Below are 18,347 nucleotides of genomic sequence, written 5' to 3'. Positions count from 1 at the left end.
CCGCACAGCTCAGTTAAGCCCGGGCAGCAGACCCGTCTGCCCGGTCTGTCACCGGCCGCGACCCGGCGGCCGCAGCATGAGGAGTACGAGTGAGACCCCACGCACCCCTTCCTCAGGGACGTCTTCCCCAGGGACGTTCCGCCCGCAGGCGGGCCACCGTCGGAGCCGCCCTGGTCTCCGCCGCGGCCTTCCTCGCCGTAGGTGTCCAGGCGGTCCCGGCGACCGCCTCGCCCACCGTCCACCCCAGCCCCCTGCGGGCCGGCGGTCTGGAGGCGAAGCTCAGCCCGGCCCAGCACAGCGCCCTGCTCAAGAGCGCCCGGCAGCAGGCCGCCGCGACCGCCCGCACCCTCGGGCTCGGCGCCCAGGAGAAGCTGGTCGTCAAGGACGTCGTCAAGGACAACGACGGCACCGTGCACACCCGCTACGAGCGCACGTACGCCGGACTCCCCGTCCTCGGCGGCGACCTCGTCGTGCACACCCCGCCCGCCTCGCTGGCCGCCGGGACCGTGAGCACCACCTGGAACAACAAGCACCGGATCAAGGTCGCCTCCACCACCGCGACCTTCACCAAGGCCGCCGCCGAGTCCAAGGCGCTCAAGGCCGCCAAGGCGCTCGACGCCAAGAAGCCCACCACCGACAGCGCCCGCAAGGTGATCTGGGCCGGCACCGGCACCCCCCGGCTCGCCTGGGAGACGGTGATCGGCGGCTTCCGGGACGACGGCACGCCCAGCCAGCTGCACGTCATCACCGACGCCACCACCGGCAAGGAACTGCACCGGTTCGAGGCGATCCAGACCGGCGTGGGCAACACCCACTACAGCGGCCAGGTGTCGCTGACCACCACGCAGTCGGGCTCGACGTACACGCTGAACGACACCACGCGCGGCGGGCACAAGACGTACAACCTGAACCACGGCACCTCCGGCACCGGGACGCTGTTCTCGCAGAGCAACGACACCTGGGGCGACGGCACCAACACCAACGCGGCCACCGCGGGCGCCGACGCCGCCTACGGCGCGCAGGAGACCTGGGACTTCTACAAGAACACCTTCGGCCGCAGCGGCATCAAGAACGACGGCGTCGCCGCCTACAGCCGGGTCCACTACAGCAGCAGCTATGTCAACGCCTTCTGGGACGACAGCTGCTTCTGCATGACCTACGGCGACGGCTCGAACAACAACGACCCGCTGACCTCGCTGGACGTGGCCGGCCACGAGATGAGCCATGGCGTCACCTCCAACACCGCCGGCCTGGACTACAGCGGCGAGTCGGGCGGCCTGAACGAGGCGACCTCCGACATCTTCGGCACCGGCGTGGAGTTCTACGCCAACAACAGCTCGGACCCCGGTGACTACCTCATCGGCGAGAAGATCGACATCAACGGCAACGGCACCCCGCTGCGCTACATGGACAAGCCCAGCAAGGACGGCAGCTCCGCCGACAGCTGGTACTCCGGTGTCGGCAACCTCGACGTGCACTACTCCTCGGGCCCGGCGAACCACATGTTCTACCTGCTGTCCGAGGGCAGCGGCACCAAGGTCATCAACGGGGTGACCTACAACAGCCCGACCTCCGACGGTGTCGCCGTCACCGGCATCGGCCGGGCCGCGGCCCTCCAGGTCTGGTACAAGGCGCTGACGACGTACATGACGTCCAGCACCGACTACGCGGGCGCCCGCACCGCCGCGCTCAACGCGGCCGCCGCCCTCTACGGCACCAACTCCACCCAGTACGCGGGCGTCGGCAACGCCTTCGCCGGCATCAACGTCGGCAGCCACATCAACCCGCCGAGCAGCGGCGTCACGGTCACCAACCCGGGCAACCAGTCGTCCACCGTCGGCACCGCGGTGAGCCTTCAGATACAGGCGAGCAGCACCAACAGCGGAGCGCTCAGCTACAGCGCCTCCGGTCTGCCGGCCGGCCTGTCGATCAACAGCTCGACCGGTCTGATCTCGGGCACGCCCTCCACCGCGGGCACCTACCAGGTGACGGTCACCGCGAAGGACTCCACCGGCGCCACCGGCACGGCCACCTTCACCTGGACCGTCGGCTCCGGCGGTGGCGGCGGCGGGTGCACGTCCACCCAGCTGCTGGCCAACCCCGGGTTCGAGTCGGGCAGCACCGGCTGGACCGCCACCAGCGGGGTCATCACCAACGACACCGGTGAGGCGGCCCACGGCGGCTCCTACAAGGCCTGGCTGGACGGCTACGGCTCCTCGCACACCGACACGCTGTCCCAGTCGGTGACCATCCCGGCCGGCTGCAAGGCCACACTGAGCTTCTACCTGCACATCGACACCGCCGAGACGGGCAGCACCGCGTACGACAAGCTGACCGTGACCGCCGGTTCGACCACCCTGGCGACGTACTCGAACGCCAACGCCGCATCCGGCTATGTGCAGAAGACCTTCGACCTGTCCTCGCTGGCGGGCCAGACGGTCACCCTGAAGTTCAACGGCGTGGAGGACTCCTCCCTCCAGACCAGCTTCGTCGTGGACGACACCTCCCTGACGACCGGCTGACCCGGCACCGGACCACGGTCCCGCATCTCCTCCGGGAGTGCGGGACCGTGGCATGTCCGGCCTCGGCCCGTTCCGGCCGCCGGGGTCAGAACGTGCGCCGCAGCAGGCCGAGCAGCGCCGACCAGTGCCGCTCGTCGGCCTCCTTGCCGTAGGCGGGGGTGTCCGCCTGCGTGAAGCCGTGGTGGGCGCCCTCGTAGACCTCGCAGGTGTGCCGCACCCCGGCGTCGGTCAGGGCCTTCTCCAGCAGCTCGATCTGCTCCACCGGCAGCGAGGGGTCGTTGTCGGCGTGCCCCAGGTACACCTCCGCGGTGATGCGCGGAGCCGCCAGATGCGGGCTGTCGGGGTCGTCGGTGGCGAGCCGGCCGCCGTGGAAACCGGCCGCGGCCGCGACCCGGTCCGGGTGTGCGGCCGCCGTCCACAGGGCGAGCCGGGTGCCCATGCAGTAGCCGGTCAGCGCGACCGGACCGCCGGCCACCAGGGGGCTGTCGGCCAGCACCCGCAGATAGGCCTCGGCGTCCCGCTCGATCATCTCCGAGGTCAGGGAGGCCACCACCGGGCCGACCCGGTCCCAGAGGGTCGGGTCGGCGGCCGGGTCGATGAACTCGGGCAGCTCGACCACCGGGGTGCGGCCGAGCCGGTAGAACACGTTCGGCACCAGCACCGTGTAGCCGGCGGCGGCCAGCCGGTCGGCCATCGACTTCAGGTACGGGCGCATGCCGTAGGCGTCCTGGTAGAACAGCACGCCCGGACGGGGCTGTCCGTCGGCGGGGTGGACGAGGTAGGCGTCGCAGACGCCGTCCTGGGTCTCGATGTCGAGTGCGGCTGACTGGACGTCGGTCATGGGTAACACAGCCCTTCCTCGGAGAACGCAAGAACGCGGGAGAACCGGGAACCAGGGGACCCCGCGGCGCGGGAACGGGCGCCGCGCGGTGGCGGCCCCCGGCACCACTGCTACCGATCATGCTGCCACGCGCGATCCGGACCACCGAACCCGATGTGCCGCCCGCTCACTCGAAGCGGCCGGTGTCCCCCGCGCCGCGGCGCACGATCTCCGGCTCGCCGCCGGAGAAGTCGACCACCGTCGTGGGCTCGGTGCCGCAGTCGCCGGAGTCGACCACCGCGTCCACCACGTGGTCCAGCTGGTCCTTGATCTCCCAGCCCTGGGTCGGCGGCTCCTCCTCGTCCGGCAGCAGCAGCGTGCTGGACAGCAGCGGCTCGCCCAGCTCCGCCAGCAGCGCCTGGGTGACCACATGGTCCGGGATGCGCACGCCCACGGTCTTCTTCTTCGGGTGCAGCAGCTTGCGCGGCACCTCGCGGGTGGCCGGGAGGATGAAGGTGTAGCTGCCGGGCGTGGCCGCCTTCACCGCCCGGAACACGTCGTTGTCCACCCGGACGAACTGGCCGAGCTGCGCGAAGTCCCGGCACATCAGCGTGAAATGGTGCCGGTCGTCCAGCTTGCGGATGGCACGGATCCGGTCCATGCCGTCCCTGCTGCCCAGCCGGCAGCCCAGCGCGTAACAGGAGTCGGTCGGATATGCGATGAGCGCGCCCGAGCGCACCGCGTCGGCGATCTGCGCGATGCTGCGCGGCTGCGGGTTGTCCGGGTGCACGTCGAAGTACTTCGCCATCCGCCGAGCTTATGCCGCCGTACCGGCCGGTGCGCGCAGCGCCGGCGGCCCGGCCGCCGTCGGTGCGCCGGCGGACGGCCGCCGGCCGCCAGGTCTGCCGCGCGGAATCCCGGGCATCAGGTCCGTGAGCCGCCCGGGGTCCCCCCCTCCCCGGTGTGGCGCCTCCGCCGACGGCCACCCCCCGGGCCGTCGGCGGAGCCCTGCGCGGCCGGGTCGGGTAACGTGCGCCTGAGGACGCCCGGATGGACCCGACGACGAGGAGAGACACTGGTGGCCGGCGGAGCGGAGGAGAGTCCCGGTCCGGCGCCCGGGCAGCGCCACGGGGCCGACGAGGTCTGGGCGCGCCAACTGCTCGGCCAGTTGCGTCCCGCCGGGCGCGACCCGGGCCGGCTGCTCGCCTGGCTCGGCCGGACGCTGGAGGCGTCGGTGTCCCTCCAGGACGCCGACGGCGGCCTGCTCGCCGGAGAGCGCCTGCCGCTCGACGCGGCCGTGGCCGCCGGCATCACCGCGGGCCGGGTCGCCGGTGCCGCCCTGGAGGACGGCGCCCGGCATCTGCGCCTGGTCGGCATCCGCCGCCCGGGACCCCGGCCGGGACGGGCGGCCGTACTGGCCGTGGCCCGCCCGGCGCCCTTCGACCGGCACATGTCCGAGATCCTCAGCCACACCGCCGGAGTGCTCGAACTGCTGCTCCGCGAGCGGGAGTCGACCGAGTCCGCGGACCGGCTGCGGCGGGCCACGGCGGACCTGCGGCTGGCGATCCTGCAACTGCTCATGGTGGAGGACACCGTCTCCGCCCGCCGGGTCGCCGCGGGGCTGTGGCCGGGGCTGCTGGAGAAGGACACCACCCAGGTGTACGTCGTCGAGTGCGCCGCCGCCGAGCGCGACCGGCTCGCCGACGCCTGCGCCGAGGCCACCGAGGGCCGGGCGCTGGTCGTGCGCTGTCCCGCGATGGACGAGCACGTCATCGTCGTCGGCTCCGCCGCGGAGGTGGAGGAGCGGCTGCGGGCCCTCGTCGCCGGCCGGCCCGGCACCTTCGTCGGCGGCAGCCTCCGGCAGCGCCTGGCCCGCACCGCCACCGCCTACGGCCAGGCCGTCACCGCGCTCGCCGTGGCCCGCCACCGGCCGGAGCGCGCCGCCGTCTACGCCGAACGCACCCGCCCCGTCCAGCTCATGGACCCGGGCGCGCTGCGTGCCTGGTGCGCGTCCGCGCTGCGCCCGCTCGACCCGCTGCCCCACCACATCCGGGCCGAACTGCTCGCCACCACCCGGCTCGGCCTGGAGTTCACCGCGGTGAGCGCGGCGAAGGTGCTCGGTGTCAGCCGCAACACGGTCCGCGCCCGCCTCGACCGGGTCGCGGCCCTGCTCGGCGCCGACTTCTCCGTGCTCACCGTGCGGGCCGTGACGCATGTCGCGCTCGCCACCGAGGCGGCCTGCGGGGCGTACGACCTCGGTGCCGAGCCGGACCGCCCGCAGTGTCCGGCGACGCTCCCGGACCTGCTCGGCGCGCCCGCGCTCGGCTCCTGGGCCCAGGGCCTGCTCGGCCGCCTCGACGCGGACGGCCGGGACCTGCGCGGCACCCTGCGCGCCTGGATCGCCGCCGACGCCAACGCCGAACGCGCGGCCGAGGCACGGGGCGTGCACGCGCAGACCGTCCGCGACCACATCAGGGCCGCCGAACCCGTGCTGGAGCGCCGGCTGCTGGCCGGAGGCACCGATCTGTACGAGGTCGTCCTCGCCCACCTGGTCACCGGCGACCTCGCCGTTCCCGTGCTCGACCCCGCGAACCGGGAGCAACCGGGCGCGGCTGTGCACGGATGAGTGCTCCGCGGGTCCGGCCGGGCACCGGTGCGCTACCCCGTGCGCGCGGCCGCCGTTAAGTTCGGGAGAGTGCAGGGGCCGTGACCGGAACGGGGGACCGGTCGCGGCCCGGCGCCCGTCCCGGGTGTCCGCCGCTCAGGGGTCCAGCCGGACCGGGATCTCCTGCCAGCCGTGCGTGATGAACGACGGCAGCTGCCGCAGCTCCTCGGCGCCGACGGCCAGCCGCAGCCCCGGGAAGCGGGAGAACAGCGCGGGCAGTGCCGTGGTCGCCTCCAGCCGGGCCAGCGGCGCCCCGACGCAGCGGTGCACACCGATCCCGAACGCCAGATGGTCCGCCGCCTCCCGGGCCGCGTCGAAGACGGCCGCGTCCGCGCCGTAGTGCGCCGGGTCCAGCCCCGCCGCCGCGTACAGCGTGATGATCGCGTCCCCGGCCGGGACCGTCACGTCCCCGACCGTCAGCTCCTCGACCGCGAACCGCAGGGGCAGCGCGGCGATGGACGGATGCACCCGGAGCGTCTCGTCCACCACCGCCGCCCAGCCGACCGCCCCCGAGCGCACCGCCGCCAGCTGCGCCGGGTGGGTCAGCAGGGCGACGGCCGCGTTGCCGATGAGGTTGACGGTGGTCTCGAACCCGGCCCCCACCACCAGCAGCAGCGTGTGCAGCAGTTCCTCGTCGCCGAGGCGGTCGCCGTCCGTGTCCCGGAACCGGATCAGCTCGCTGGTGATGTCGTCGCCGGGGTGCGTCCGCCGGTGCGCGATCAGCGCGCCCAGGACCGAGCCGATCCGCTGCTGCACCGAGGCCGCGTGCTCGGGGCTGGTGTCGGAGGTGTTCATGATGTCGGCGATCAGCCGCACGGCGTCCGACTGCAACTCCTCCGGCAGGCCGAGGAGTTCGCCGATCATGCGCATCGGCAGCGGATGCGCGAGCCCCGCCCGCAGGTCGACCGTCCGGCCGTCGGCCCCCGCGGCCGCCAGCTCGTCCAGCAGCTCGGCGGTGAGCGCCCGTACCCGCGGCAGCATCGCCTCGGTACGGCGGTGTGTGAAGCTCGGTGCGACCAGCTTGCGCAGCCGGGTGTGGTCGGGGCCGTACGCGGTGAGCATGTTCACCACGCCCACCCAGGTGGCCACCCAGCCCCACTCCGGGTGCCGGCTCAGCTCCGGCCACAGCCGCCAGTGCCGGCGCGCGTCCTTGCTGACGCGGGGATCGAGGATCAGGTCTCTGAGGGTGTCGTAGCCGGTGGGAGCCCAGGCGGGGACGCCACCGGGCAGCTGCACGGGGACGAGGGGGCCGAGGGCGCGCAACCGGGCGCTCTCCGCGACGATGTCGGAGCCGAAGGGGTCGAGGGCGATACGGTCGGTGACGGTCACGACGGTTCTCCTGGGCGAGCGGCGCTCGTTTCGACGCGTTCGCCTTCAGTAGACGCCGCCCGGGGTGGCCGGCCCACCGAACAGGTTTTCCAGGGTCTGGATCCGGCCGAGATCGCGCCTCAACCGGTCCGGGTGACTGGCAGGTTGTAGACGTGTCCGGGGGAGATGATCCGGGTGATCGCCGCACCCAGCACGGTGCTGGGTTCCTGGCCGCGGTATCCGGTGTCGGTGTTGCAGAGCACGACGAGCGTGGTCCGCGTCGCCGGCAGATAGACCGTCAGGGCCTCGTACCCCGGCAGCGAGCCGTTGTGGCCGATCCAGCCCCGCACGTCGAAGATGCCCAGGCCGTAGCCGGCGCCCTTGAACGGGCCGGCCGGCAGTGTCATCAGCCGCTGCTCCTGGCTGGCGGTGCTGATCATCCGGGTACCGTCCGGGAACTGGCCGGTGGCGGCCGTCGGTGCCCAGGTGTGCAGATCGTCGAGGGTCGAGATCATCGCGCCGGCCGCCCAGGCCCAGGACGGATTCCAGTCGGCCGAGTCGGCCTCCTTGCCGTTCGCGGTCTGGAGGGTGTAGCCCTGCGCGTGCGGCGTGGGGAACTCGCTTCCGGTGGGGAAGAGTGTGTCCTTCATGCCGGCCGGTTCGAGGATGTGCTGCCTGATGTAGTCCTCGATGTGCTGCCCGCTCTCCTTCTCCACCACCAGCCCCAGCAGGATCAGATTGGTGTTGCTGTAGAAGAACTTCGCCCCCGGCTCGAACATCACCGGGTGCTTGAAGGCGTAGTCGAGCAACTGCTGGGGCGTGAAGGGCTTCTGGGGGGCGGAGGTGAGCGCCTTGTCGAAGTCGGCGTCCTCGGAGTAGTTGAACAGTCCGCTGCGCATCTCGGCCAGCTGACGCAGCGTGATCCGGTCCCCGTTGGGCACGCCGTCGACGTACCTGCCGATCGGATCGTCCAGCCCGACCTTTCCCCGGTCCACCAGTTGCAGCAGCGCGGAGACGGTGAACATCTTCGTCTCGCTGCCGATCCGCATGAACATGCCCGGTGCCATCGGCTGCCCGTCGCTCTTGTCGGCGACCCCGAAGGAGCGGACGTAACTCGGCTGTCCCGGCGTCCAGATACCGACGGTCACGCCGGGGATGTTCGCCTGCCGCATCACCCGCTGGACGGCCGCGTCGAGCTGGTTCGCCACGGCCGGTGTGAGCGCGCGGACCTCGGACTGCGAGGGCGACGGAGTGGGGGCCGGAGGAGCAGGCGTGGGGGAGACGGCGGCAGGGGCGCCGCCCGGCACGAGGACCGGTGCGGCCCCTGCGGTGAGCGGCGTCAGCAGCGTCCCCGCCGTGACGGCGACCACGGCCCCCCGGCGCAGGTGTGCGGAGAAATGCGACATGGGCTGACTCCAAGCACGTGATGGGGAGTACGTGCGAGCGGGAAGCGACGTCGGAGCCCTGCCTTCCCAGCATAGGAGCGCCCACCCGGCACTGCCCGTCGGCCACCGGCCCCTCCGTGCCGGGGGCGGGATGCTTGTCGGACGGGCGGAGCGCCTCGTTCGGGGGATGGCCTCACCCGACCCGGTGAGCCCTGCGGCCGGGGCGTACCGGGGACCGGCCGCCGGCGTTGCCCCGGCATGAACCGCTTGGACTGGATGGACCGGCTCGAACGGCTGGAGGAGATGCGCCGGAGGGAGCGGACACGCCGGACGGATCCGTTCGACCGGGTGGACCGCGCGCGGGAGCCGATCTACGCAGGGCTCGTCACCGAGTGGCGCGCGCAGGGCCGGACCGTGCCCGCCGAACCGGACGCGCTGTGGGCCGTCGCTCCGCCGGCCCCTGCACGGGACGCACTGTGGGCCGTACGTCCCGTGCCCGCCCGGCGTCCACGGCCCGAGCCGGAGCGCCCCTGATCCGCCGCAGCCCGGCCGGCTACCGGTCGGCCGGCGGTGCCAGGACGGCCAGGGTGCCGTTGGCCTGCTGCAACGCCTCCTCCAGCGGCTCGGGACCGTGCAGGGCCCCGGTGCCGTCGGGCGGTACCAGCCATTCCAGGGAGCGGGCGGGCCGGTACGGTGGCGGTACGGCGACCCAGGTGCCCTTGGCGCCGTAGCGCAGGCCGGAGCCGACCCAGCCCCCGGCGGGGTCGGGCGGGAGGAAGAAGCCGACCCGGCCCGCGGCGGTGTCGACCAGCGTGGGCCCCGGCAGGGGCAGGTCCGGTCGCCACAGCAGGTCCAGGGTGAGCAGACCCAGCCGCTCGGGGACGCTCAGCACGTCCCAGAAGCGGCCCGCTTCCAGCAGCGCGACGCCCTCGCCGTGATCCCACTCCCATTTGCAGGCCCGCGGGTCACCGGCCGCAGCGGCCAGCCACTCCACGCCCCGCATCCACATCGTGTTCGTCATGCACTGCTCCGAGGGTGTCCTCGCCCGCCTGCCATGCGTGCAGGGGGCGGCCATGGCCGGGCACTTGGTGCACCTGCACGCCAACCCGGCATATGCATGCTCGTAGATATTTCTACGTGGCGGAAGGGGTGGCGAACCGTGGCGTTTGAGGCGACACGTTCGAACTCCGCGCGTCGGTTCGGGACGGCGGGGGAGGCCGAAGTACGGGGTGGCCCAGGTCAGATGGCGTCGGCGTCCGGGGCGAGCACCAGCATGCTGACGTCGTCCCGGACCGCGCAGCCGAGCCGGGCCAGGTCCGTCCACACGGCACCGGGCAGCTCCGCGGACGCGGTTCCGGACAGGGCGGCCAGCCGTCCGGGCAGCGGATAGAAGGCGCCGGCGCCGTCCCGGGCCTCCCACACCCCGTCGGAGGCCAGGAACAGCCGGTCACCGGGGGCCAGCGCCAGCGTGACCTCCTTCGGCGGATCCACGTCGACCAGGCCGAGCCCGAGCGGCGGCCCGGGCACCACGGCCACCTCCCGCGCCTGCCCCGCGCGCAGCAGCACGGGCGCCGGATGACCGCAGGCCACCACCCGCACCGCTCGCCCGTCGGGGGAGAACTCCAGCAGCACGCCGGTCGCGAACAGCTCCGCGTCCCGTACCCCCGCCGCGTCCACCGCCAGCCTGCGGTCCATCCGCGCCGCCACCGACTCCAGCGCCGGCTGGTCCAGCACCGCCTCCCGGAACGCCCCCAGCAGCGCCACCACCGTCGCCACCGCCGACAGCCCGTGCCCCCGCACATCGCCCATCACCGCACGCACCCCGTGCGGCCCCTGCCGCACGTCGAAGAAGTCCCCGCCGACCAGCGTCCCGTCCTGCGCCGCCCGGTAGAAGCCCGCGCAGCCGACCGAGCCGACCCGCTCCGGCAGCGACGGCAGCACCGCCCGCTGCACGGCCTCACCGATCTCCCGCTCCGTGTCCAGCTGGGCGTCCCGCCGGCTGCGCACATAGGACACGAACACACTCAGCGCGGCCACGAACACGACGGTGAGCAGATCGGTGTCGCCGGGACGGTTCAGATGCGTGGCCGGCACGTTCAGTACGACCACCACGCCCACGCCGAGCAGCGCGGTCGCCAGCGGACCGTAGGACAGCACCGCCAGCGGCGGGATCGCGCCCAGCAGAAAACCGGCGTCGCGCGCGTCCGGGGTGATCGCCGTGGCCACGCTGACGGCCACGAGCAGCAGCACGGGCAGCACCCGTACCCAGCGCGGCGGCGGCGCGCCCCGCAGCCAGCCGCGATCCTCCCGGTCCCCGCGCGACGACCAGCCGCGCACCGATCTCACACGCCCACGCTACGCCGACCGCCCCGGCCGGGCCTCCCGCGCTCGGGCCGCACGGTTGCGGTGGGCCGGCGAGCCGTGCGCGCGGGAGTGCGGGGCGGCCGTACCGGAGCGCGCCCTGCCGCGCGCCGTCCGGCGGATTCCCCCCTTCGGGTGCTCAGACCGGGGTTCGCCGCCCCGGGTGCGCGGGGTGACCGATAGTGGACCGACCGCCGGGACCGGGCTCCGGCGCGTCGCAGTGGAAAGCAGAGGTGCCGACTCCATGCTCACCAGCCGATCATGACCGCACGCGAGCGGACGGCCCTGGTCGTCGTGGATCTCCAGAACGACTTCTTCGCCGGCCCCGCGGCCCGCGCCCGTTCCGGCGGCGGCCCGGCCGCGCTGGAGGCGGTGGCGGCCGGCTGTGTCCGGGCGGTGGCGGCGGCCCGGGAGCGGGGCGTGGAGGTCGTGTTCGTCCGCTTCGCCGGCGACCTGGAACACCAGGGCGCCAGCTGGCGGCTGCGCGACCGGCTGCGGGGCAGACGGCCGAAGTGCGTGGCGGGCTCCTGGGGCGCGGAGTTCCACGCCGTGGCCCCGGCACCGGGCGAGCGGGTCTTCACCAAGCAGGCCTGCTTCGACGCCTTCCTCGGCGAGGGCTTCGAGGCGCATCTGTCCGCCAGGGGCATCGGGCACCTCGTCCTCGCCGGGCTGTACGCGGACGTGTGCGTGGACACCACGGCCCGTACCGCCTTCCAGAAGGGCTACCACGTGACCGTCCTGACGGACTGCACCGCGGCCCTGCATCTGCCGGACGAGGCCGTCCTGCGTTTCATGCGGGTCGTCTACGGCGCACGGACCACCACCGCCGACGACCCCACGGCCTGGACGCCCCCCACGGCCCTCCACGCTCACCCCAGGGACGACAGTGGGGCTTCGCTCTAGTCGCTGCTCCTCAACCGGGCCTCCGCCGTCGCCAGGATCTCCGTGACGCGCTGGCCGAACGCGGCGTCGCAGGCGTGCGGCCGGCCCGTGCGGGCGGCGGTCAGCAGGGCGTCGACCGCCCGGGAGAGTGCGGGGACCGGCCCCTCCGCGCCGTCCGGCAGCTGCGCCACCCCGGCCTCGCCCCACAGCTGCACGCCCGCCCCGGCCGCCGCGGGCGGCGCCGACAGGCTGAGCGTCAGGGTGCTGGACGCGCCGGTGGCGTGGTCGAGGACCAGGTGCACGGTGTCCACGGGACCGTACCCGGCCGCCACCACCTGCCGTACGTCGCCGAGGACCGGCAGCAGCACCGACAGGGCGTGCGGGCCGACATCCCACAGGGCGCCCTTCTCCCGCCGCCACGGCGAGACCGCGTACGGGCTGCCGGAGGTGAAGACCGCCCCCAGCCAGTGCGCGCGGGCCGTGAACCAGCCCGCGGCCGCCGCCTGCTCCTCGATCCAGGCCTCCGGCTCCTTCTGGAACCGCAGGGTGAAGAAGACCACCGACGCCACCCCGGCCCGCTCCACCGCCGCGACGACCGCCCGGCCCGCCGCGACCGACACCGCGACCGGCTTGTCCAGCAGCAGATGCCGGCCCGCCCGCGCCGCGCGCACCGCCAGTTCGGCCTGCACCGAGGGCGGCAGCGCCACCGCCACCGCGTCCACCTCGGCCAGCAGCGCGTCCACGTCGTCGTACGCGGTGACGGCGTACCGCTCCGCCAGCTCCGCCGCCGCCTCCGGGCGGCGCCCCCACACCCCGGCGAACTCCACGCCGGGGTGGGCGGCGAGGGCGGGAGCGTGCGCCGCCTGCGCCCAGGGGCCGGTCCCCAGCAGTCCGATGCGCATGAGACGTTCCTCTCTCCGAGCCGTACCCCGCGTCCTCAGGATCCTGCGCGCCGATCCCCCGTCCCACACCCGCGGCCCGCCTCGCCGTGCGCGGCGAGCCAGTCGGCGATGGTGGCGGCGATCGGCTGGCCGGTGTCCATCTCGACGAACCCGAACTGCCCCGACTGGTTGCACTCCAGGAACCACCAGATGCCGTCCGGGTCCTCCGCGAAGTCGAAGGCGCCGTAGGCCAGTTCGGCCTCCGCCAGATAGCGCAGCACGCTCTCGGCGACCCGCGGCGGCACCTCGGCGGGCAGCCAGGGGGAGACCGACGGGGCGAAGCGGACGTCGACGTCGTCGGGGTGGGCGTCCGGATCGGCCGGCTTGCGCGCGGCCAGCAGGGTGCCGCCGACGGCGGTGAGCCGGATGTCGGCCCGCTTGGTGACCCGCCGCTGCAACAGGGTCGGTCCGAAGGCGACCGCCGAGAAGTCGGTGTCCGGTGCGACCCTGCTGGTCGGCACCGCACGCGCCGGCTCCTGCGGGTGTGCGCCGGAGACCGGTTTGACCACCAGGTCCGGGAAGCGTTCCGCGAACTCCCGCGCCGCCTGCGGGAACGTCGTGATGAGCGTGGCGGGCACGGCGAGCCCCGTGCGCTGGGCCAGGTGCAGCTGCCACGGCTTGTGCCGGGCGCGGCGGGCGGCGTCCGGGTGGTTCATCCAGCGGGCGTCGGTGCACCGCAGCATGCCGTACAGAGCCTGCGCGGACTCCTCGGTCAGCCAGGCGGACGGATGGGCGGCGCGCGCGGCCGCCCGGCCGGGTCTGCGCACCCAGACGGAGCGCAGGCCGTTCACGCTCACCAGGCGCCCGCCGACGGACAGATGCCCGCGGCAGGCGCCCTGCGCGTACTCGCCCGACAGTGCCACCCCCTGGGTCAGATCGGCGGGATCGAGCCGGACGACGGGCACGCCCGCCTCGCCCAGCCGGAGGACCACCATGTCCGCCGTCACGTCCTCTTCACTGGTCAGGATGAGTACCGTCATCGTCCGAAGCCCGTGGTTCAGTCGTCGAAGTGCGTCTTGGAACCAGCGGTCGACGTCGTGGTCCCGAACGCTCGCAGGGTCGCGTGATCGGTGGCCGCGATCCGTCCGTCCGGGAGGACGTTCAATTGCAGTCCGGAGTCATAGGCGTACGGAGGGGTGACGTCCAACTGCACAGCAGGTCGCGCGTAGTTGAGCGTGAACGGTTGCATGGCCTCTCCCTGGTTCGGCTTTCACGTCCTTATACGAATCGAACGGGTGATTGGGTTCCTCACGCTGAGTGATCACGATGAGAAGCTGCTTCCGCCGGTGCCGGACCGGGTCAGCCCCGGAGCACGCCCCGGGCCACGGCCAGCGCCTGTTCGGCGTATCCGCGGCCGAAGAGCACGGCGTGCACCAGCAGCGGGAAGAGCTGGTGCAGACCGATCCGGTCCCGCCAGCCCTCGGCGAGTGGTGCTGTCCGCTCGTACCCCACGAGCACACGGTCCAGGTACGGGCAGCCGAACAGGTGCAGCATCGCCAGATCGGTCTCCCGGTGCCCGCCGTGGGCCGCCGGGTCGATGAGCCGGACCTCGCCGTCCGCGCCCCACAGCACGTTCCCGTTCCACAGGTCGCCATGCAGCCGGGCGGGCGGTTCGGCGGGGCCCGCCAGCTCCGGCAGTCGCTCGCAGACCCGTTCGAACACGCCCGCCTCCTCCGGGCGGAGCGTGCCCCGGTCGAGCGCGCCGCGCACATAGGGCGAGACCCGGTGCTCGGCGTACCAGCGGGGCCAGTCGGTGCCGGGCGCGTTGCGCATGGGGGCGCGGCCGATGAACGCGTTCTCGGGGCCGCCGGGCGGCGGCGCCCCGAAGTGGGGTGCGCCCGCCGCGTGCAGAGCCGCCAGGGCCGTGCCGAAGCGCAGCGCCGCCGCGGGGCCGGCGCGCCCGGTCGCCACCCGCTCGGTCACCATCCAGCGCTCGTCGTGGCCGAGCACCGCGGGCACCCGGACCGCGTCCGCCGCGGCCAGCCAGCGCAGCCCCGCCACCTCCGCCCGCACCGCACCGGGTGCGTCCCCCCGCTTGACCATCACCGGCGTGCCGTCGGTCAGCGTCACCTCGGCGGGCGACCCTGACGCCGCCCGCACCCCGCTGACGGGCCGTCCGGTGAGCCGGGCCGCAACCTGCCCCGGATCCTCGTCTCGGTTGACCACGGCCTTAGGGTACGGCCCCCAACAGCCGCCGTGCGCACGGCAGTTCGGGGCGCGACGCGGCCGCCCGGCACGTTCCTCCGTACGGGTGCAGATCGCGGCTCCGGCGCGTCACGAGGGTGGCCGGCCGGGCCTGAGTGAGAGGTGAACCCAAGGAGGAAGGTGGGCCGACGGCCGTTGCGCTGCCCGTGGCTCAGATGCCGCCGGGCGCGGCGGCCGCGGCCCGGGTCAGGCCCACGGGGTTGCCGGTCGGCAGCAGCCCCGAGTCCTCGACCGAGCGGGCCAGCGGGGCCAGCAGCCCGGCCAGCCGTTCGGTGCGGTCCGCGCCGAGCGCGCGCCACGGGCTCTCGGCCGCCGCGTCGGTCAGCGCCTCGACCTCGGCGCGCACGGCGACCCCGGCCGGGGTGAGCGAGCCGTCCGCGCTGAGCAGGGCGCGCTCCCGCAAGCGCGTCCCGGCCGCCGCCCAGTCCGCCTGGTCCCACTTGCGGGTCTCCCGCAGGAACCGCCCGTCCGACTCGCCGGCCGCGGCCTTGAGCACCATGGCCTCCACCGGGCCGATCCCCTGGCCCACGAGCACCGCGACATGCCCGTCACCCCGGTGCTCGCGCAGGGTCGTCACCGCCTGCCACAGCCGGGCGGTGGGCCGGTCCGGGCGCTCCAGCGCCTGGTTGGCGGCGCCCAGCACCCGGCCCGCGGTGTCGGCGGCCGCGGCCGCCTCCCAGGCGAGGTCCGCGGCCTCGGCGAAGTCGCCCGAGCCGACGACGTCCGCCCCGAACAGCCTGCTCATGGCCGCGTCCATGGCGTCCCGGCGGGCCGCCAGCACATCCTCGGGAGCCGCGTACGACCAGGCGTCGGGCAGTGTCCGCGTCACCCGCGCCGGATGGAAGACGTAGAAACTGCTCGTCACCACGGACGGGGCGACCGCGCCCAGCGGTGCCGCGCGCAGTGCGAAGTACCCCATCCAGAAGCCGCGCAGTCCCAGCGCGTCCGCCGCCCGGTGCGCCTCCGGCGCGAAGTACACCAGGTCGTGCACAGGCTCGTACCGCTCCCACAGCGCCCGCGCCATCCCGTCCGCCACTGCTTCCTCCCGTTGAGCCGGCCTGTCCTGCTGACGGCACCAGCCTGCGTTATGACCGCGGTCATAACAAGCCTTTGTCCGTGTTCCGCGGATCACGGGGAGAGCCGGTCCACGGCATGCGGACCGGCGCACGGAAGCGGCGAACTGTGGTGCGCCGTGCGGGCTGTCGCGGCGGGGTGCGGAGGGCTGGGATTGGCCCGGAAGAGGGGCCGGAACGGGGTGCCGCTGGGACAGACGGGTGGTGCTTGGACCCGGCTGGGCGGCTCGGATGGTGCGTTGGCCGGCACTCGCTGACGGTGGTTCATGTCGGGACCGGGTTCAACCAGCTGATGCCGTATCCGCTGCCCGGTAACGGCGGAAGGACATGACTATGCGTTCTGCCCGCATGCTTCTTGCCACGGCGGCCACCGCCGCAGCCCTCGCCTTCGCCACGCCCGGGGCGGCACTCGCCGCGGTCGCGGGCGACGACGGGGGGCGTGACGACTCCTCGTACAGCAGGGACCACGACAACGACTCCGACCACGACAATGATCACGGCTCGGGCCACGACAACGAGCGCGGACACGACGAGCCGCGCGGCGGGATGCACACGGGTGGCGGAGCGCTCGCCACGGTGCGGGGTCACGACCGGGGCTCCGACAGTGACCGTGGCGAGGACTCTGAGCACGGCCGGGACGAGGGCTCGGACCACGGCCGGGGCGACGACGACGAGCGTGGCAACGAGCGTGGCAACGAGCGCGGACACGACGAGCCGCGCGGCGGGATGCACACGGGTGGTGGCGCGCTGGCGACGGTGCGGGGTCACGACCGGGGCTCCGACAGTGACCGTGGCGAGGACTCTGAGCACGGCCGTGGCGAGGGTTCCGACCACGGCCGGGGCGACGACGACGAGCGCGGCAACGAGCGTGGCAACGAGCGTGGGCACGACGAGCCGCGTGGCGGGGTGCACACGGGTGGTGGCGCGCTGGCGACGGTGCGGGGTCACGACCGGGGATCCGACAGTGACCGTGGTGAAGACTCCGAGCACGGCCGGGACGAGGGTTCCGACCACGGCCGGGGCGACGACGACGAGCGCGGCAACGAGCGCGGCAACGAGCGTGGGCACGACGAGCCGCGCGGCGGCGTGCACACGGGCGGCGGAGCGCTCGCCACGGTGCTGCGCGGTGACGACTGGGGCTCCGGCTCCGGCCGCGACGACAGCCGCTTCGACCCCGACAGCTACCGGGACAAGGACCACGGCAGCGGCCGCGGCCAGGAGGACTACGGCTCCGACCACGACCGCCCGCACGGCGGCATGCACACCGGTGGCGGAGCGCTCGCCAACCCCGGTGTCACCGCGGGCGGGATCGGCGTGCTCCTCGTAGGTGCCGCCGGCGCGTACGCGCTGCGCCGCAAGAAGGCCGCCCAGCCGGCGTCGTGACCGGCGGGCCTGCGCCCGGGACCGCGGTCGCCGCCGACGCGTACGTCGTGTCGGCGGCCCGCGCCCCCGGCGCCCGGTGCCACGCCGGATCCCCGCCCTGTCCTGATCCCCGTACTGCCGTGCCCGAGTGAGGTGGTGTCCGATGGCAGCAGATCCGTCTTCCCCCGAGCGCACGTCCGGCCGCGGAGGGCGGCTGACCCTGTGGGTCGCCGCGGCCGCCGCCCTCGCCTTCAGCGTGCTCGGCGGTCACCACGCCACGAACGGCATCTCCGAGGCCCCCCGGGCGGCGGGCGCCCGCGCCGCCGCGCCGGCCGACCCGCACCGGGTCGGCACGGCACTGCCCCGGGCCACACCGACCCGCCTGCTCATCCCGAAGATCTCCGTGGACGCCCCCTTCGTCCCGCTGACGCTCGCCGCGAACGGGCAGCTCGAGCCCCCGCCGGCCGGCGACACCAACCTCGTCGGCTGGTACGCCAAGGGCGCCGCGCCCGGCGAGCAGGGCACCGCGGTGATCGCCGGACACGTCGACACCGCGGTCTCCGCCGCCGTCTTCGCCAACCTCGACGAACTGAAACGCGGGGACACCTTCTCCGTGCAGCGGGACGACGGACGGCAGGCCGACTTCGTCGTGGACGACACCGAGACCTTCGCGAAGAACGACTTCCCCAGCAAACGCGTGTACGCCGACACGCCCCGCGCCGAGGTCCGGCTCATCACCTGCGCCGGGGACTACGACCACACGGTCCGGGACTACACCGACAACCTGGTCGTCTTCGCCCACCTCATCTGACGGGAGGTCGAG

The 18,347-nt window shown here is 73.8% G+C and carries 17 protein-coding genes; 6 read left to right on the top strand and 11 right to left on the bottom strand.

Going from position 1 to position 18,347, the window contains the following annotated elements:
* The first annotated feature begins 89 nt into the window (after positions 1-89).
* Complete coding sequence (locus ACFVIU_RS06345) at positions 90-2,522, top strand: M4 family metallopeptidase (RefSeq protein WP_385840985.1); 2,433 nt, start codon at positions 90-92, stop codon at positions 2,520-2,522.
* Between the two features lie 85 nt (positions 2,523-2,607).
* Here the strand turns inward: ACFVIU_RS06345 and ACFVIU_RS06340 are convergent, their stop codons facing one another.
* Entirely contained in the window at positions 2,608-3,363 is a 756-nt protein-coding gene (locus ACFVIU_RS06340; protein ID WP_385840984.1) for a dienelactone hydrolase family protein, read from the bottom strand.
* A gap of 166 nt (positions 3,364-3,529) precedes the next feature.
* Entirely contained in the window at positions 3,530-4,150 is a 621-nt protein-coding gene (locus ACFVIU_RS06335; RefSeq protein ID WP_385840983.1) for an L-threonylcarbamoyladenylate synthase, read from the bottom strand.
* Positions 4,151-4,420: 270 nt separating this feature from the next.
* On the opposite strand from ACFVIU_RS06335, the gene ACFVIU_RS06330 reads away from it, so the two are divergent.
* Positions 4,421-5,968 carry a helix-turn-helix domain-containing protein gene (locus ACFVIU_RS06330; protein WP_385840982.1) on the top strand — a complete coding sequence of 516 codons (1,548 nt, stop codon included), beginning with the start codon at positions 4,421-4,423 and terminating at the stop codon, positions 5,966-5,968.
* 135 nt (positions 5,969-6,103) lie between these two features.
* On the opposite strand, the gene ACFVIU_RS06325 is transcribed toward ACFVIU_RS06330, so the two are convergent.
* Both ACFVIU_RS06325 and ACFVIU_RS06320 read right to left on the bottom strand, forming a co-directional pair.
* On the bottom strand, positions 6,104-7,336 hold the full coding sequence (locus tag ACFVIU_RS06325) for a cytochrome P450 (RefSeq protein WP_385840981.1): 1,233 nt from the start codon (positions 7,334-7,336) through the stop codon (positions 6,104-6,106).
* Between the two features lie 119 nt (positions 7,337-7,455).
* A complete protein-coding gene (locus tag ACFVIU_RS06320; RefSeq protein ID WP_385840980.1) occupies positions 7,456-8,721 on the bottom strand; it encodes a serine hydrolase domain-containing protein in 1,266 nt (421 codons plus the stop codon).
* 237 nt (positions 8,722-8,958) lie between these two features.
* Between ACFVIU_RS06320 and ACFVIU_RS06315 the strand changes: the two genes are divergently transcribed.
* Positions 8,959-9,234 (top strand): hypothetical protein, encoded by a 276-nt coding sequence (locus tag ACFVIU_RS06315; RefSeq protein WP_385840978.1) that lies wholly within the window; start codon positions 8,959-8,961, stop codon positions 9,232-9,234.
* A 19-nt stretch (positions 9,235-9,253) separates the two neighbouring features.
* Here the strand turns inward: ACFVIU_RS06315 and ACFVIU_RS06310 are convergent, their stop codons facing one another.
* Entirely contained in the window at positions 9,254-9,721 is a 468-nt protein-coding gene (locus ACFVIU_RS06310; protein WP_385840977.1) for a hypothetical protein, read from the bottom strand.
* Positions 9,722-9,939: 218 nt separating this feature from the next.
* A complete protein-coding gene (locus tag ACFVIU_RS06305; RefSeq protein WP_385840976.1) occupies positions 9,940-11,046 on the bottom strand; it encodes a PP2C family protein-serine/threonine phosphatase in 1,107 nt (368 codons plus the stop codon).
* Between the two features lie 276 nt (positions 11,047-11,322).
* Here ACFVIU_RS06305 and ACFVIU_RS06300 point away from each other — a divergent pair, with 276 nt between their 5' ends.
* On the top strand, positions 11,323-11,964 hold the full coding sequence (locus ACFVIU_RS06300; RefSeq protein WP_385840975.1) for a cysteine hydrolase family protein: 642 nt from the start codon (positions 11,323-11,325) through the stop codon (positions 11,962-11,964).
* On the opposite strand, the gene ACFVIU_RS06295 is transcribed toward ACFVIU_RS06300, so the two are convergent.
* From ACFVIU_RS06295 to ACFVIU_RS06275, 5 genes are all read right to left on the bottom strand, one after another.
* A complete protein-coding gene (locus ACFVIU_RS06295) occupies positions 11,961-12,845 on the bottom strand; it encodes a Gfo/Idh/MocA family protein (RefSeq protein WP_385840974.1) in 885 nt (294 codons plus the stop codon). The genes ACFVIU_RS06300 and ACFVIU_RS06295 overlap by 4 nt on opposite strands.
* Before the next feature lie 35 nt (positions 12,846-12,880).
* A complete protein-coding gene (gene tgmB, locus ACFVIU_RS06290; RefSeq protein WP_385840972.1) occupies positions 12,881-13,864 on the bottom strand; it encodes an ATP-grasp ribosomal peptide maturase in 984 nt (327 codons plus the stop codon).
* Positions 13,865-13,881: 17 nt separating this feature from the next.
* Positions 13,882-14,073, bottom strand: a complete 192-nt coding sequence (gene tgmA / locus ACFVIU_RS06285; RefSeq protein ID WP_385840970.1) for a putative ATP-grasp-modified RiPP — start codon at positions 14,071-14,073, stop codon at positions 13,882-13,884.
* A 110-nt stretch (positions 14,074-14,183) separates the two neighbouring features.
* Positions 14,184-15,050: a fructosamine kinase family protein gene (locus tag ACFVIU_RS06280; protein ID WP_385840969.1), complete on the bottom strand. Its 867-nt coding sequence runs from the start codon at positions 15,048-15,050 to the stop codon at positions 14,184-14,186.
* Positions 15,051-15,240: 190 nt separating this feature from the next.
* Positions 15,241-16,125, bottom strand: coding sequence for a hypothetical protein (locus tag ACFVIU_RS06275; protein WP_385840968.1), 885 nt, complete (start codon positions 16,123-16,125; stop codon positions 15,241-15,243).
* Positions 16,126-16,495: 370 nt separating this feature from the next.
* Here ACFVIU_RS06275 and ACFVIU_RS06270 point away from each other — a divergent pair, with 370 nt between their 5' ends.
* Both ACFVIU_RS06270 and ACFVIU_RS06265 read left to right on the top strand, forming a co-directional pair.
* Positions 16,496-17,545, top strand: a complete 1,050-nt coding sequence (locus tag ACFVIU_RS06270; RefSeq protein WP_385840967.1) for a hypothetical protein — start codon at positions 16,496-16,498, stop codon at positions 17,543-17,545.
* 142 nt (positions 17,546-17,687) lie between these two features.
* A complete protein-coding gene (locus ACFVIU_RS06265) occupies positions 17,688-18,335 on the top strand; it encodes a class F sortase (RefSeq protein ID WP_385840966.1) in 648 nt (215 codons plus the stop codon).
* Positions 18,336-18,347 lie beyond the last annotated feature (12 nt).

Source organism: Streptomyces sp. NPDC127190 (assembly GCF_042672505.1).
Taxonomy (GTDB): Bacteria; Actinomycetota; Actinomycetes; order Streptomycetales; family Streptomycetaceae; genus Streptomyces.
This window is presented reverse-complemented; position numbering and strand designations above follow the sequence as displayed.